Annotated in this window: 11 protein-coding genes; 8 read left to right on the top strand and 3 right to left on the bottom strand. The window is 32.4% G+C overall.

Features of this window, described 5'->3' with window-relative positions; translation table 11 throughout:
* Positions 1–109 precede the first annotated feature (109 nt).
* Positions 110–3,649 (bottom strand): choice-of-anchor I family protein, encoded by a 3,540-nt coding sequence (locus VDP25_RS11145; protein ID WP_334469748.1) that lies wholly within the window; start codon positions 3,647–3,649, stop codon positions 110–112.
* A gap of 271 nt (positions 3,650–3,920) precedes the next feature.
* On the opposite strand from VDP25_RS11145, the gene dnaK reads away from it, so the two are divergent.
* The 7 genes from dnaK (at position 3,921) to VDP25_RS11180 (ending at position 13,139) form a co-directional block, all read left to right on the top strand.
* Complete coding sequence (gene dnaK, locus VDP25_RS11150; protein ID WP_334469750.1) at positions 3,921–5,822, top strand: molecular chaperone DnaK; 1,902 nt, start codon at positions 3,921–3,923, stop codon at positions 5,820–5,822.
* A gap of 203 nt (positions 5,823–6,025) precedes the next feature.
* On the top strand, positions 6,026–8,689 hold the full coding sequence (locus VDP25_RS11155; RefSeq protein ID WP_334469752.1) for a BspA family leucine-rich repeat surface protein: 2,664 nt from the start codon (positions 6,026–6,028) through the stop codon (positions 8,687–8,689).
* Positions 8,690–8,872: 183 nt separating this feature from the next.
* Complete coding sequence (locus tag VDP25_RS11160) at positions 8,873–9,388, top strand: outer membrane beta-barrel protein (RefSeq protein ID WP_334469753.1); 516 nt, start codon at positions 8,873–8,875, stop codon at positions 9,386–9,388.
* Between the two features lie 73 nt (positions 9,389–9,461).
* Positions 9,462–10,028 (top strand): RNA polymerase sigma factor, encoded by a 567-nt coding sequence (locus VDP25_RS11165; protein ID WP_334469754.1) that lies wholly within the window; start codon positions 9,462–9,464, stop codon positions 10,026–10,028.
* The gene (locus VDP25_RS11170; protein WP_334469756.1) at positions 10,015–10,791 is read left to right on the top strand and encodes a hypothetical protein; all 777 of its coding nucleotides are present in this window, start codon (positions 10,015–10,017) and stop codon (positions 10,789–10,791) included. The genes VDP25_RS11165 and VDP25_RS11170 overlap by 14 nt, the downstream gene beginning before the upstream one ends.
* Before the next feature lie 15 nt (positions 10,792–10,806).
* Positions 10,807–11,859: a hypothetical protein gene (locus VDP25_RS11175; RefSeq protein ID WP_334469758.1), complete on the top strand. Its 1,053-nt coding sequence runs from the start codon at positions 10,807–10,809 to the stop codon at positions 11,857–11,859.
* Positions 11,860–12,038: 179 nt separating this feature from the next.
* A complete protein-coding gene (locus tag VDP25_RS11180) occupies positions 12,039–13,139 on the top strand; it encodes a sugar-transfer associated ATP-grasp domain-containing protein (RefSeq protein ID WP_334469760.1) in 1,101 nt (366 codons plus the stop codon).
* Positions 13,140–13,141: 2 nt separating this feature from the next.
* Here the strand turns inward: VDP25_RS11180 and VDP25_RS11185 are convergent, their stop codons facing one another.
* Positions 13,142–14,455 (bottom strand): CoF synthetase, encoded by a 1,314-nt coding sequence (locus tag VDP25_RS11185; RefSeq protein ID WP_334469762.1) that lies wholly within the window; start codon positions 14,453–14,455, stop codon positions 13,142–13,144.
* 7 nt (positions 14,456–14,462) lie between these two features.
* Positions 14,463–15,128 (bottom strand): NeuD/PglB/VioB family sugar acetyltransferase, encoded by a 666-nt coding sequence (locus tag VDP25_RS11190; RefSeq protein WP_334469764.1) that lies wholly within the window; start codon positions 15,126–15,128, stop codon positions 14,463–14,465.
* A gap of 207 nt (positions 15,129–15,335) precedes the next feature.
* Between VDP25_RS11190 and VDP25_RS11195 the strand changes: the two genes are divergently transcribed.
* A complete protein-coding gene (locus tag VDP25_RS11195; protein WP_334469766.1) occupies positions 15,336–16,550 on the top strand; it encodes a class I SAM-dependent rRNA methyltransferase in 1,215 nt (404 codons plus the stop codon).
* The last annotated feature ends 45 nt before the right edge of the window (positions 16,551–16,595 follow it).

Below are 16,595 nucleotides of genomic sequence, written 5' to 3' on the forward strand. Positions count from 1 at the left end.
AAGTATAGGGATTTCCATGTTAAAGTTGATTTTAGTAATGTATTCTTAAAAAGAAAGTCATCTAAAAATTACTTTTTAGACGACTTTCAAATGAAAAAAATTAGCAGAATTATTTAATTAAAAGTTTTATGCTTTCACCACTTTTTGTTTTTAATATATAAGTGCCAGCAGTTAAACTTGGGAGTTCAAAACTCATTGTATGCTCCTTTGATAAGATTTTACGACCTTGAACATCAAATAAAGCAACAGAAACTGATTTATTAAAATATACCGTTTGGTTTGATTTGGATGGATTAGGGTACATTTTTAAAGTATTTGACGCTAATGTAGGTTCTTCAATACTTAAAGAGTTATTGTTAAGCGCATAGAAACTCAACGTAGAACTTACTTCGTTAGCCATAATTACTAAACCTTTGTTGTTAGGGCTGTCTTCTGGCTTTACATAAATAATGCCTTCAGGACCTAAATCTCCACCTTCATCGTCACCTAAATCTCTATTGTTAATGTATTTTTCAAAAACAGCATTATTTGGGTCGGTAATATTGTAGGTCATAAAACCACCAACACGCTCTAAAGTTATAAAGGCATAAAATTCATCATTAATTTCAGCCACTGTTACACCTTCTGGCTCAGGCCCTTTATTATCACTTCTGTTTTTAAAGTTGTTGTTACTATTACTAACATTAAACAAATCGCCATAAGTTGGGTCATTTGCAGTAATGCGTTCAAAATCGTCACCACTATCAAATACTAAAGCACCTGTCGCTGTATTCCAAATACTAAATGAACGTGAACCAAATACGTGAATTTCATCGAAATCACCATCATTGTCGAAATCACCATTAGCATTGGTAACCGTTAAGCGGCCTAAGTTGCTTTCTAATTGTAAGAATTCGGCATTAGGAAACACAGTTGGGTCTAAGTTGAGATCACTAATACGTTCTTCTTCTTCAAATGTATCATATTCTCTAGCATCACCTTCGTTAGCTGTTACTAAATAAGTAATGCCATTAACGTTGTAAGAAGCCATAGCATCTGGCATATACATACCTTTTATAGGCCAATTAGATAAGAATACGAAATCTGTTTTATCTGACGTATCAATTGTGTTTCCTGCTAAAGCATGGTCTTTTAAACCTAAAGGTAAGATGTCTGTGATAGTGTTTGTGGTTAAATCAATAACTCCAATAGCATTGTTTTCTTGAAGTGTCACATAAGCAGTTTGAGAGTCACTAGAAAACGTAATGTATTCTGGTTCCAAGTCTTGAGAAACTGTGGCATTGGGACCAAATACTCTAACACCTTCTGCTTGTAATGATGCTAATTGGCTATCAAAACTATTAAAGTTTATTGGCGTAACGTTAGTTTGAGAAATATTACCCAATCCACCTGTAACATCAATCACAGAAATACTACCTTCAGGATCTACAGAATAATCATCATTAGGTTGACCTTCATTGGCAACTAAAAGCTTTGTGCCGTCTGGTGTAAATCCTACCATATCTGGAAGATTTCCTGCAGTAACAGTAGAAGAGATAGTACCATTGACATCACAAAATACAACTACACCATCTTCTAATGGGCCTTTTGAAATACCAAGAGCGACTATATTATTCATATAAGCAACACTGGTTGGGTCGCCATACATAGATAAATCGATAGTATTAATTGTTGTAATGGCATTAATGTCAGAGAAATCTATGATCTCTAATTTTTGACCTGTTGAATTCAATACAAATAAACGTTCAGACATTGGATCGTGAGCAACAATTTCGGCAGAACCAGCAGCATCTACTAAATAACTAGATATGTATTCAATATCTAAGGCGTCAGTTGGTGTAGGGATAGTATTGTCATCATCTAAAATGTAAACTCCAGTTGTTTCGTATGCACCAAGAGTAGCATTAACAGGATTAGACAGTTCTAAAATAAAAAGTTCATCCATTTCAGCTAAAGCATCATTCACTACAGGAATAGAAAGCGTAATTGCATTTGTAGAATTTGCAGGGAAATTTAAGGTTTGGTTAGAAAACGTAAAATCCTCTACGGTTGTAGCTGTTAATAATTCCGTAACTAAACGCACATCTATAGAAACGGCATCACTTGGTGTGGCAGATAACTCTACAGTAATGTTTACAGTTATTTCGTCTTCATTAATAACATAGGTGCTTTCAGAAAAACTTATTTGCGGAATAACATTAGTTACAGGTGTATAGCTTCCTGGTGAGGCAAACACATCTTCGCCTATAGATTGACCAACTAAATTTGTAGCAGGAGCCCAGTTAGTACCTTCGTTAAAATCAGCATTTGGATTTAATAATTCTAAAGAAGGGCCATCTCCATCTACTGATGTTGGCCAAGGAGCATCGTCGCTATATTCAACTTGTGATATGACATCTCCGTTAGAATTTTTAATTTCAAGTAATTCTCCTCCATTACCTAAGGCGTTTGAAATAGCTTGTGGCATATCTAAGAACGTCACACCATAAAAAGCGTCTGCTGTAGCTTTGTCAGTTGCTAATAATACCATCTCACCTTCTGCAAGTGACATTTCTGGAAATGTAAAGATAAAATTACCTTCATCATTAACTGTTATACCTCCTAAATCTATAGAAGCTGTACTGTTATTATAGATTTCTAAAAACTCAAGAGCATTAGAATTGTCAGAAGGAGCATTGTACATTATTTCTGTGATAATTAAACCAGAAGTTAATGCATTGTAATATAAATCTTGACTTACATAAGCTGTTGTTTGAATGTTGGCAAATAGATCTTCGAGATTATTAACGCTTACATTATATGCTATACCTTCTGTAAAACCAGAATGTGTCACGGTTGCTGTTAAAGTAGTATTGTCATATACGACAGAATTAACGGTCAACGTAGGATTGAAAACATAATTTGTTAATGTTTCTGCAGTAGTTTGTGTTATCTCTTCAGTAAAAACCACTTCTAATGTAGTTTGGTTTAGTGCATAAACGTTAGCAACGCTTGGAGGATTAGTATCTGTCGTTGCAATTACAAAAGGAGTCGTGTTAAACGGTAAACTAGCATTGTTTTCAAAATCATAGTTATTCATATTGTTTAAGGTAACATTATATCCATTAGCCGTATAACCCGTTCTTGGTCCATTATAAACAGCCAATGAAGTTCCGTTAGAATAAGTTATAGCAGTAGAGCCTTCTGTAAGTCCGGTACCTGTTAAACCTGTTCCTGTGCCATCATCGTATGCCGAAGATGAATTTGCAACAGCAGTAATAAATGTAGTAGGAGTGTCTATATCTGTACCTTGATATACAAATATAGCTTCTGATGATGCCGAAATTCCGCCAGGCGAACCAACAATAGTTCCATGTGATATGTTTGGTGTGGCACCGATGTCGTAAAATGTAATAATTGATCCCGCAGTAATAATATCTGTTCCAGTTTGCCATTCGTAATTAGCTTCTCCCGAATTGAATGCAGTGCCTGTCCATTCTTTGTCAGAAAAATAGATAATGCTATTTGCAGGTATGTCAACAAATGTCACCATAGCAAAATCGTCATCGTCATTGGCATGAAAAGCAGTAAATGCCATATCTCCAGTATTGAGCTGAGCACTAGAAGCGCACGAAAAAAAGAGTAATAATAATCGTAAAATGTGTTTCATAATATTTTGGTTGTTTTAGTTGGCGTGAAATTATCAACCAAACATTTCTTAATTATATACTCTATATTATATATGGATGAAGAAAACTTTAAGAATGTTAAGTAGAAGTGTGCTTAATGTTGCGGGCTGTGATTATCTCATAACAATTAATTAAAGTGACATCATGTCATATTTTTTGCCGTGGCATAATCATTGACTATTAGTTATCGAGTTAAAAAAATAATAACACGACACTTTCCGTGAAAGCGGAAAACAAATAACAAATATAATTATGAGTAAGATTATTGGAATTGATTTAGGTACAACTAACTCTTGTGTTTCTGTAATGGAAGGTAATGAGCCAGTTGTAATCCCAAACGCTGAAGGTAAAAGAACAACACCTTCGGTTATCGCTTTCGTTGAAGGAGGTGAAATTAAAGTTGGTGATCCAGCAAAGAGACAAGCAGTGACTAACCCTACAAAAACGATTTATTCTATTAAGCGTTTTATGGGTAACAAGTATTCTGAGTCTAAAAAAGAAGCAGAGCGTGTACCATATAAAGTGGTAAAAGGCGACAACGATACTCCAAGAGTAGATATCGATGGTCGTTTATATACACCTCAAGAATTATCGGCAATGATTCTTCAAAAAATGAAGAAAACAGCTGAGGACTATTTAGGTCAAGATGTGACAGAAGCAGTAATTACTGTACCAGCATACTTTAACGATGCACAACGTCAGGCTACAAAAGAAGCAGGTGAGATTGCAGGTTTAAAAGTGAGAAGAATTATTAACGAACCAACTGCTGCAGCATTAGCTTATGGTATGGACAAAAAAGGTACTGATCAGAAAATCGTAGTATTCGATTTTGGTGGTGGTACGCATGATGTGTCTATCTTAGAGTTAGGTGATGGTGTATTTGAAGTATTATCTACAGATGGTGATACACACTTAGGTGGTGATGATGTTGATGAAAGAATCATTGATTGGTTAGCTGAAGAATTTATTGCTGACGAGGATATGGATTTACGTAAAGATCCAATGGCTTTACAACGTTTAAAAGAAGCTGCTGAAAAAGCGAAAATTGAATTATCGTCTTCTTCTCAAACAGAAATTAACTTACCATACGTAACGGCTACAGCTAGTGGTCCTAAACACTTGGTACGTACATTAACACGTTCTAAATTTGAGCAGTTAATTGACGACTTAATTAAAAGAACGATAGAGCCATGTCAAACAGCATTAAAAGCTGCAGGTTTAACAAAATCTGATATTGACCAAGTAATTTTAGTAGGTGGTTCTACACGTATTCCTGCTGTACAAGCAGCTGTAGAATCTTTCTTTGGAAAAGCGCCAAGTAAAGGTGTAAATCCTGATGAGGTTGTGTCTTTAGGAGCAGGTATTCAAGGTGGTGTTTTAACAGGTGATGTAAAAGATGTTCTTTTATTAGATGTAACACCATTATCTCTTGGTATCGAAACTATGGGTAATGTAATGACTAAGTTAATTGAGTCTAACACTACGATTCCAACAAAGAAATCGCAAGTATTCTCAACAGCTGCAGATAACCAGCCATCGGTAGAGATTCACGTATTACAAGGTGAACGTCCTATGGCAGCAGATAATAAAACAATTGGTCGTTTCCACTTAGATGGTATTCCACCAGCAAGACGAGGAACACCTCAGATTGAAGTAACGTTTGATATTGATGCTAATGGTATCATTAAAGTATCTGCTACTGATAAAGCAACAAATAAAACGCAAGATATCCGTATTGAAGCATCATCAGGATTAACAGAAGAAGAAATCCAAAAGATGAAAGCAGATGCAGAAGCGAATGCAGAAGCTGATGCTAAAGCAGCAGAAAATGCTAAGAAATTAAACGAGGCAGATTCTATGATTTTCCAAACTGAAAGTCAGCTTAAAGAATTTGGTGATAAATTATCTGACGATAAGAAAAAGCCAATTGAAGATGCTCTTGAAGAATTGAAAAAAGCATACGAAACAAAAGATATCGCAGTTATAGAACCAGCTTTAGAGAAAATCAATGAAGCATGGAAAGTAGCAAGTGAAGAAATGTACAAAGCACAAGCAGAAGCTCAAGGTGGTGCAGCAGGTCCTGAAGCAGGAGCAGAGCAACCAGCGGATGAGTCTAGCGATGTGGAAGATGTAGATTTTGAAGAAGTAAAGTAAACAGATAACCAACTTTCGCTCTTTGCGAAAGTTGTGTGAATCGCTTATGACAACGAAGGTTAGTATTTCACGAAGAGCACAAAGCTCGGAGTAGTGGAAGACTAAAATTATATAGAAAAAAACGCAATCATTAATTTGGTTGCGTTTTTTGTGTTTTAGAAAGTTGAATTAATATATATTTAAAGTCTAACTCACCAATCGACATGAAAAAACTATACCTTTTTTGGACTTCAATTCTTATATGTTTTAATAGCTATTCTCAGAACCCAGAAGATTTTATAATTACCTATGAAGTAGATAACGATAATGGGCTGTATGTAACCTATCCATTTTATGGTGGACAATTTACTATTGATTTGGGTGATGGTAATTTTTTAACAGAAGATGATATCAATTCCGGTATTCATCATGTATATGACGCACCAGGAGTTTATACAATAGTAGTGAGTGGAGATTTCAATAGAGTAGTGTATGATAATCAAGGTTATAATATGCATTTAAAAGTAAAATCTATAGAACAATGGGGAACTGCGCAATGGATATCTATGGAAAGAGCTTTTAAAGGTTTGAGGAATTTAGTTGTAAACGCAACAGATACACCAGATTTAAGTTTAGTGACTAATATGGACGAAATGTTTAGTGGTGCAAGTTCGTTTAATTCTCCCATAAATGATTGGGATGTTTCTAATGTTACTAGTATGTACGCTTTATTTGAAGAAGCAACACTGTTTAATCAAAGTCTTAATGAATGGGATGTCTCTAACGTAACAAATATGAGTGGTATGTTTAGTAGAGCGTCTTCATTTAACCAAAATATTAATGATTGGGATGTCTCAAATGTAACCAATATGGATGGTATGTTTGGATGCTTTACTGAGGATAACAGTAGCTTTAATCAGCCCTTAAATAACTGGGATGTGTCTAATGTTACAGATATGTATTGGATGTTTAGAAATGCAGTTTCTTTTAATCAGCCTTTAGACAATTGGGATGTGTCAAATGTTGAAGAATTTGGGAATATGTTTGTTAATGCTACGTCTTTTAATCAAGATATTAATGCTTGGGATGTCACAGGAGCTTTAAGTATGAACAGTATGTTTAAAGATGCAACGGCATTTAATCAACCTTTAAATGATTGGGATATGTCTAACGTTCACACAATAAGTGAAATGTTTAGTGGCGCATCATCTTTTAATCAACCTTTAGATAATTGGGATATATCAAATGTTGAATTAATCAATGGGTTATTTCATCACGCCACATCATTTAATCAAGATATTTCAAGTTGGAATTTTGAGTCGGTAATAGATTTGAATTCTCCTAGTTATGGGAAAACGTTCTTAAGTTATACTGCTCTAGATACTGCAAATTATGATGCATTAATTCTAGCTTTTGCACAATCGGGATTACAAAACAAAACGATTATAGCAGAAGATGTTTTTTATTGCGATGCAGCAGTGCGCTCTTATTTAATTGAAGAAGCAGGTTGGAATTTTGTGGATGATGAACTCAGTAGTGATTGTGAAAATTATTCAATTTCTGGCGCTGTTTTTTTTGATGCAGATAATAATGGTTGTGATGTAAGTGATATGGTTGCTAATGGTATTGTTGTAAGTGCAATAAATAGTGATTTTGATTATGGTACTATGGCTTTAGAGGGGAGTTATGATTTAAGTTTAATAGATGGAACGTACGATTTAAATCTTATAAACACACCTTTTTATTTTGATGTATCACCTGTGACAACATCAGTGACATTAAATAATACTAATCCTACTCATATTGTAGACTTTTGCTTAACAGCCAATCAAACGGTAGAAGATTTGAATATAAAAATTTTACCTATTAGTGATGCAAGACCAGGGTTTGAAGCCAACTATAAGCTAATAATTGAAAACATAGGTACAGAAACTATTCATAATATTATAGCGCATGTAACTTTTGATGCTTCAAAACAGTCTTTTATTTCGGCAACACTCGCAGAAATTGTGACTTCTACTAATAGTCTAAGCTTTGCTATTTCTGATCTCAATCCTTTTCAAACTCAAGAAATCGATATTGTAATGCAAACCTTTACACCACCAACAGTAAATGGAGATGATGTTTTAAGTTTTACAGCGTCGGTTATACCAAATACAAATGATTATACTCCAAATGATAATACATACCAACTAGAACAAACTGTCGTTAATGCTTACGATCCTAATGACAAACGTGTACTTCAAGGTGCATTTATTACCGAAGATGACACTGCTAATTATTTAGATTACATAATTAGGTTTCAAAATACAGGAACGGCTAATGCTACTTTTGTTAGAATTGAAGATGATTTAGATACAGATTTAGATTGGAGTACCTTTAAAGTGACAAGTGCAAGTCATGATTACAATGTAAATATCACAAACGGTAATATGATAGAGTTTGTATTTGATGCTATAAATTTACCATACGAATCTGTTGATGAAGTAGGAAGTACAGGTTTTATTGCGTACAAAATTAAACCTAAAGTAACTGTTCAATTGGGAGATGTAATGAGTGGTAATGCTCGTATATATTTTGATTATAACCTACCTATAATAACAAACACGGTTTCTACGGAAGTTGTAAATAATTTAAGTGTTAATACGTATTCATTAGAATCGTTGGTAACAATTTATCCTAATCCTACAAAAGGAGGGCTTCATTTAAAGGTTAATAATGGAGTCCATATAAAGTCCGCTAAGTTGTATAATGTTCATGGAAAATTACTAATAGATGTTAAAGGAGATATCGCTTATTTAGCTACAGAAAAGCTTTCTTTTGGAGTTTATCTGTTATCTATGGAAACCAATAGAGGGCTAATACGCAAAAAAGTAATTGTAAATTAATAATTAGAAATTTATACAGAGAAAACGCGGTCATTAATTTGATTGCGTTTTTTTATTTGCATTTATTTTTAACTTTTTTTATTTCTCATCCAACCCTTTTTGTTTTAAAAGCGTTTTTATTAATAGAAGCGAAAACATAAGTGCGCTTTAAACAAAATTAATAATCATTTAAAAACAAGTATTATGAAAAAAGTAAACTACATTATTATTTTAGTCTTAATTTTCAGTGTTAATTTAGTTACTGCTCAGGATGAGAATGCAGATACATCAAAATTTACTTTCGGATTTACATTAAGTGAGCAATTGGTTGCTAAAGATTCTGGAGAAAACTTAGAAGCATATTTAGGATATGCTATTAGCAATGACATAGGTGTTGGCTTATTAATATCAAATGCAACTATGAGAAGTAAAGCATTGGATACAAATTATAAATTAGATAAATACGCCATTCAAGTTACTTATGATTTTGCAAAATCAGAAAGCACTAAACTCGAATCTATATTTGGATTTTCGTATATTAATTTTGATAAAAAAATTCTTGAGGACGATAACAATGGGCTGGGTATAGATTTAGGTATTCAAACCACGTTCAATTTAAAAAGCAAATTAAATTATGGTTTAAGAATTGTTTCTACTTTCAGTAGTTTTTCGCCAGGAGGTATATTAAATGCTGGTTTAATATTTGAATATAGAATTTAAAATTGAACATAATTAAAACATTACTTTATAATTAAATCCGTTTGCCAAATTAAAAATTAGACCAGCATATACAATGTCAAAATTAGTATCTATAAATCAAAACGTGAGTGAGCTGGTTGGATTAGCACAAAAATCCAACCAAAAAGCTCAACTGGCACTTTATGATACCTTTTCGGGTAAGATGCTTGGCGTTTGTAGACAATACATAAAAGATTTACAATTTGCAGAGGATGTAATGATTACATCATTTCATAAAGCGTTTCAAAATATTAATAAATACGAACCTTATGGTAGTTTTGAAGGTTGGTTAAGACGGATTATGGTTCGCGAATGTATTTCGTATTTGCGTATTCAGAAGAATAAATTTAATGTGGTTGAAATTGGGGATTACTATTTTTCACAACCAGCTTCAATAACTGATAATTCAACTTCTGAAATTATACAAAATGCCGTAGATCAGTTACCCATTGGTTGTAAAACCATTTTTAATCTTTATGTCATTGAAGGTTATAAGCATAGAGAGATATCAGAACTATTAAATGTAAGTATAGGAACTTCAAAATCGCAGTTAGCACATGCTAAAAAGCTTTTAAAAAGTAGTCTTGCTAATTTAAATACTAAAGACAATGGAACCCAATAATATAGAAAAGTTAATTCAAGATAACTTTAAAGACAGAAGCATAGAGCCATCTTCAGAAGCTAGAGAACGCTTAATTATGGCTTTAAACACTAAGCCTAAAAAGAAGAAAAAACTTTGGCTAAATTATGCTGTAGCTGCGTCTTTAGTTTTAGGATTGTTCTTTGTTGGAGGTAAATTACTATTTAACCAAGGAGTCGTAGAACAACCTATTGAAATCGGTTTTGAAAAAGAATTACCAGAAGAAATTCAGCAACAAATATTACCAGATTCTGTAGGTGAGACTAAAGCTATCGTATTAGAAGAGCCACAAGATTCTAATGAAGAACTTAACATAAAAAAGCAGTCTAAAGTCGTTTCAAATCCAAAAGAAATAGGGGCTAAAAATAAGATTGTAAAACAAGACATTCAAACGGATGAGGACGTTAAATTACCAACAGAAAATTCTACAATTATTATAGAAAAAGACCTTGTAAAACCAAAAGAAACCGAAGATTTAGCAGTTGTAAAGTCGCCTAAACAATTTCAATACATAACAGCAGAGCAACTTTTAGAGTCAACAGAAGACAATAGTGGTATAGATTTGATTCAGAATACAACACAGTTGTCAGATTCTTATTTGGATTCTCATCAGCTTTTACTTGAAATGGAAAAGGAATTATTTGACGAAAAAAACAAAAGTATTTTCAAAAGAGCAGGCAAAGAATTTAAAAGAATAAAGGAAGCCGTTGCTAATAGAAATTACGAGCATAACATTAATCACTAAAAAAACGATATTATTATGAAGCATACAATTTTAATATTTGCCATGTTGTGTTGTACGTCATATGTAATGGCACAATCTAAAAATTTTGAAGAAAAAGCAGCAATTATCGCTTCTAGAATTGATTCTATTACAACCGCAGAAAAGAGCACTTTAAAAAAAGAACTCAAGAAGCTAGATAAAAAGGTTGAAAAAAACGAGATGACTTCAGAAGCTGCTGAGGTCGAAAAAAAGAGACTAGCAAGTTACCATGCTAAACGTATAAATAAAGCTGTTTTTATTGAAGAACAAAAATTACAGGCTTTAATTAAGGATAAGGTTAGTGGTCAACAAGAAGTAGAGAAGGAAGACATTCCGATTTTTACCTCACTTTCTAAAGAAAATTATTATCAAGATTCAATAAGTGGAATTAAAATTGAAAAACGATTTACAACACAATTTGTAATTGCATTTGGAATGCATACCGCTTTGAATGACGATGGAGGGTATTATGGAGACGGATTTAAAGTGAACCCGTTAGGTTTTGGAGAAGTTGGTTTTACTTTTAAATATAGACTAAAAGAAACTACTAATCTATGGAATCTTAAATTTGGATTCTCTATATATTCGGATGAAATAAAACCAGAACATGACAACGCTATATTAGTTATTAATAATGACGAAACAACTTTACAAGATGCTGGTTTTAAAATTGATAAATCACGATTTACAAATATGTATGTAAGTTTGCCTGTACATTTAGAATTAGACTTTTCAAAACCACAATATCATGGTAAAACAGAGCAGTCTTATTTACGCTCGCAACGTGGTTTTAGAATGGGTTTAGGTGGTTATTTAGGAGTAAGAATCTATACACAGCAGTTTATGAAATTTGATGATGAAAATGGTTTACGAACAACCTTAAATCAACAAGATAGGTTTAATATGAATAATATTAGTTTTGGTCCAAGTGCATACGTTGGTTATAGAGATCTAAGTCTGTATGCTAAATATAGTGTAAGTCCTATGTTTAAAAATAACCCTCAAGATATAAATACCCTTTCAATAGGCTTGAGATTGGATCTTAATTAATAAGAAACCTTAATATTGTAGCATAGAAGAACGCAACCTCTTATATTAAATAGGATGGGTTGCGTTTTTCTTTTATCATATATTTAAATTAAAAATGAATCATAATTCAAAACTCTTTCAAATTATTTCTATGTTTGATATGAGATACTCATCTGGATTTTAAATTAAAAGCACCTAAAATGAATGTATATAACTCGTTAAAACGATTATTGATTACACATGTTTTGAATTTCAAAAAACGTTTTATGGAGTTTAATTTAAAAATGAACACCAGAAAAGCTATAAAAGAGACGAATAGAAAAAACAATACAGCACAATTAAAACCAGAAGAAGTTCAGCAGGCAAAGGCTTATTTTAAATCTAAAGGCTATAACTTACAAAACACCTATTGGCACAGTTATTATAAGAGTATAAGTGGCGAATTTTACCCTAATTATATTCCCGAAGATATATTTAGTGCCATTATCTCTCCAAAGTTTAACGAAATGCGACAATGGCCAGCGCTATTAGATAAAAATTTGTCTTATGCTTTATTTAAAGAGGTTAATCAGCCTGTAAAAGTAGTACAGAATATAAATGGCTTTTACTATGTAGATAATGAGATTGTAAGTGAGGCTATTGCGGTTAAAGTTTGTAATAACCATAATAAACCCTTTGTTATTAAACCAACTATTGATTCTGGTAATGGAATTATGGTTGAATCGTTTCGTATTAAAAATAATAGGACGACATATAAGAATCTTGAAACCATAGAGTTGTTTAGATTATATAAAAAAGACTTTATTGTTCAAGAACTTGTAGAGCAAAGTTCTGCAATGAAAGAGCTTAATCCGTCATCTCTTAATACGCTGAGGTTAATGAGTTATCTTAAGCCAGATGGTGTACATATTTTATCTTCCGTAATACGGATAGGGCAACCAGGACATCATACAGATAATTTTTCTGGAGGTGGTATTGTCTGTGGAATTGATCCTGAGGGAAATTTAAAACATAAAGGCTATTCTAAAAATGGCAATGTTTATACAGAAACCCATACTCATGTCTCTTTTAAAGGTTTTCAAATACCTAATTATTCAAAAGTTTTAGATATGGTAAAAACAATGCACCCTAAAGTGCCATATTTTAAATTTATATCTTGGGATATTGGTATTAACGATAATGAATTCCCTGTTTTTATTGAATACAATACCTATTATCAAGATGTAGATTTACATCAAATTACAAATGGTCCTTTATTTGGCGAATTTACAGATGAGATCCTGAGTTTAGGTTTAAAATAAGACTAACTCTTCTTATAATTGTTAATTACCTTACGGCGTTTTCCTGAGGCTAAAGCAGGAATTTCATCTACATAAATAATATGTATTACAGCATCTTCTCCGAAATCAGATTTAATATCAGCGATTAAGTCATCTTCAAATGGAAAAGTGTCTCCTTGAAGATTTAACTTGATATCATATGTTTTTTCTCCTTGTTGAATGAATTGATACTGTTTCAATAAGTGGTAATACTTATAAAATTTAGTATACACCACAAAAGACGACATCATGTTACCTTTAGAGTCGTATATAAGATCCATTTTCCGACCTTCAATTTGAGTAAATACTTTTATGCCGTTTTTATGCTCACCTAATTTTGCAATATCTCCAGTATCGTATCTAATTATTGGCATGGCATAATTAAATAAATCGGTAACTATAATCCGACCAAAGTCTCCACGTTCTGCAGGCAAATCATTGTCTAATTGCAATAACTCAATATGGTAACTAGCTTCATTAATTACAAAGCAATTTGGAGAATCTATAGTTTGTTGTGCTATAATACCTATTTCTTCACTTGAATATCTTGAAAGTACAGTCGTATTAAGATGTTTACCTAAGGTTGTTTTGGTGTAAGAATTTAAATATTCTGAGTTTGCTATAGCAGAAGTAAGGCCTAAATCTTTCAATACGAGATTGTTTTTCTCTAAATATTGCGCAATCATTTCATAAGCAGAGGCAAAGCCTAATAGTGTTTTTTTAGATTGTTTATCTAATTTTAATAGTTCTAAAAATGTTTTAATTCTATCTTCTGTAAGTCTAGAAACATCAAACTGAACAATATTTTGTAACCAAGATTTAAGTGCGTCTTTTTTATTGTGATCTCGCCAAACTTCGAGTTCGTATAATTTATTTCCAATTTTAAAATCGGACTGGTTGTAAAAATAAATGGCGTCCGCATGGTTTCTGTGGCGTTTATTTTTATTTTGAAATAAGAAAAAGGGAACTCCTGTTGAGCCGCTTGTAGAAACCTTAAAATTAGTTTTATCTTTAAATTTTTTTGATTGAAACGCTTTAAAATTATCTTGAATTGTTGTTTTCCTAATTACAGGGAAATCAGAAATGTCTGTTGCATCTCCAAACGGTTTATAATATGGTGTTGTTTTTACAGAATGGGCAATCAAGCGTTTTAAATGTGCATCTTTAACTTGTTTTGCTTTAATAGAGTTAGGATTCTCAATACAAAACGTTATCTCATTTAACAGTTTTTTTATAGTATTTCCTTTTATACGGTCTAATAACCAAAATAAATTATGACGTGTATAATTTAAAATCATGTGAATTTTAACCTAAATATTTAGAATCAACAGCTCTGCCTTTTACTGTATTTATAGGACTTCCAAAGGCTTGTTTTAAATTACCTATAGATTTTAAAACTAAAGAACCAGCTCCTACAACCGTATTATCTCCTATAGTTATTTGCTGTATTACCAATGCACCAAGACAAATAGCAGAACAAAATCCTATTTGTACATTACCAGCAATAGTAACACCAGATGCTAAACTAGAGAAATCTGCCATTTTAGAATCGTGACCTAATGATGAGGCTGTATTTAAAATGGTTAGTTTGCCTACTTTGGCATTTGCATTAATTACAGCATTTGCCATTATTACTGTACCTTCTTCAATAATAACGTCATTTGCAATCACTGCATTAGGATGAATTATTGAAACAAATTGTAATTGTGGCGCAATCTCTCTTATTTTATAATATGCAGATTGTCTTGTGAAATTGTCTCCAACAGCAATAACAATACCTTCAATATTTAACGCTTCTATTATGCTAGAAAGCTGCTCTAAATTACCAAGAATTTTATAACCACTAATCATTTCATTTTTGGGCTTAAAACTGTCAATAAAACCTTTAATGGTATAGTTGTTTTTCTTGTGAATAATATCTATGATCATTTTTGCATGACCAGAAGCACCATATATTAGTATGTTTTTCATTAACTTGTAATAGGGTTTGGAAACAGTTTCTAAGAATAGATTTGGTTTGTTTGTGACAAAGATAGGTATTCAAATTATAAATATATAAATAAGTAAAAACAAGCTCGTTTTTACTTGTGGAATAATGAATCTTTAGTTTTTTTAGGCTTATTTTGCCTTTTTTAAAACTTTACCTTCAATTAGCTTAAAATAGTTATGACATTTAATATGACATTCGTAAAAAAGGATACTAAAAATTTAGCCGTTAAATTAAACGCTAAAGGCGAACAATTTGTTGTTAAAGGTCATCCTTGGGTGTTTTCTAACAGTATTGTTAAGATAAATGATGATGCCAAAACAGGTGACTTAGCTATTATATTTAGTAAAAATAAAAACAAAGTTGTTGGTTTTGGCTTATACGATGCTAATTCACCTATTCGTATTAAAATCATTCATAATGCTGAAACTAAAGTTAAAATTGATGCTGCTTTTTTTCAGCATAAAATAGAATTGGCTTTTGAAAAACGTTTAGAATTATTGCAAACCAACACCAATAGTTATCGTCTATTATTTGGCGAAAATGATGGTTTTCCTGGGTTAATTGCCGATGTATATGACACCGTTTTAGTTGTAAAACTATATTCCGAAATTTGGTTACCATATTTAGAACCTATTTTAAAAAGTTTACAACAAATTTCAAAAGCTGAAACTGTGGTTATGCGTTTAAGTAGAAGCTTACAGAATAGTACAAATCATTCATTAAAAGATGGTGAAGTGATATATGGTACACTAGACAATGAAGTTGTTGAGTTTGTAGAGCATGATGTGAAATTTTCTGCAAATGTTATTAAAGGTCATAAAACAGGTTATTTTTTAGATCATAGAGACAATAGAAGACGCGTTGGAGAAATGAGCAAAGGCAAATCTGTATTAGATGTGTTTTCTTATGCCGGAGGATTCTCTGTTCATGCGTTGGCAAAGGGTGCAACGGATGTCACAAGTTTAGATATTAGTAAACAGGCTTTAGATATGGCGCGCGAAAATGGAAAGTTAAATGCTTATACTGGTCAACATAAAACCATTTCAGGTGATGCCTTTGTAGAAATGAAAGCTTTAATACAAAAAGGTAAAACCTATGATGTGGTGGTTATAGATCCTCCAAGTTTTGCAAAACAGCAATCTGAAATTGATTTAGCAAAAAAGAAATATGCGCAATTGGCAGAACTAGGAGAGAAGCTCACTGCTAAAAACGGGCTCTTAGTGTTAGCATCATGCTCATCTAGAGTATTGGCCCAAGCATTTTTTGATTTAAACTCTCAAGTCTTAAATTCTAAATCAAGACTTTTTGAAACAGAATTAAAAACCAAACACGATATAGACCATCCTATAGCATTTCCAGAAGGAGCCTATTTAAAATGTGGCTATTATCGGTTTTTGGAATAAAAGTGTTATGCGTGCATAATATTTATTACATTTGTATTATTAATA

The organism is Winogradskyella sp. ECml5-4 (genome assembly GCF_036903175.1).
Taxonomy (GTDB): domain Bacteria; phylum Bacteroidota; class Bacteroidia; order Flavobacteriales; family Flavobacteriaceae; genus Winogradskyella; species Winogradskyella damuponensis.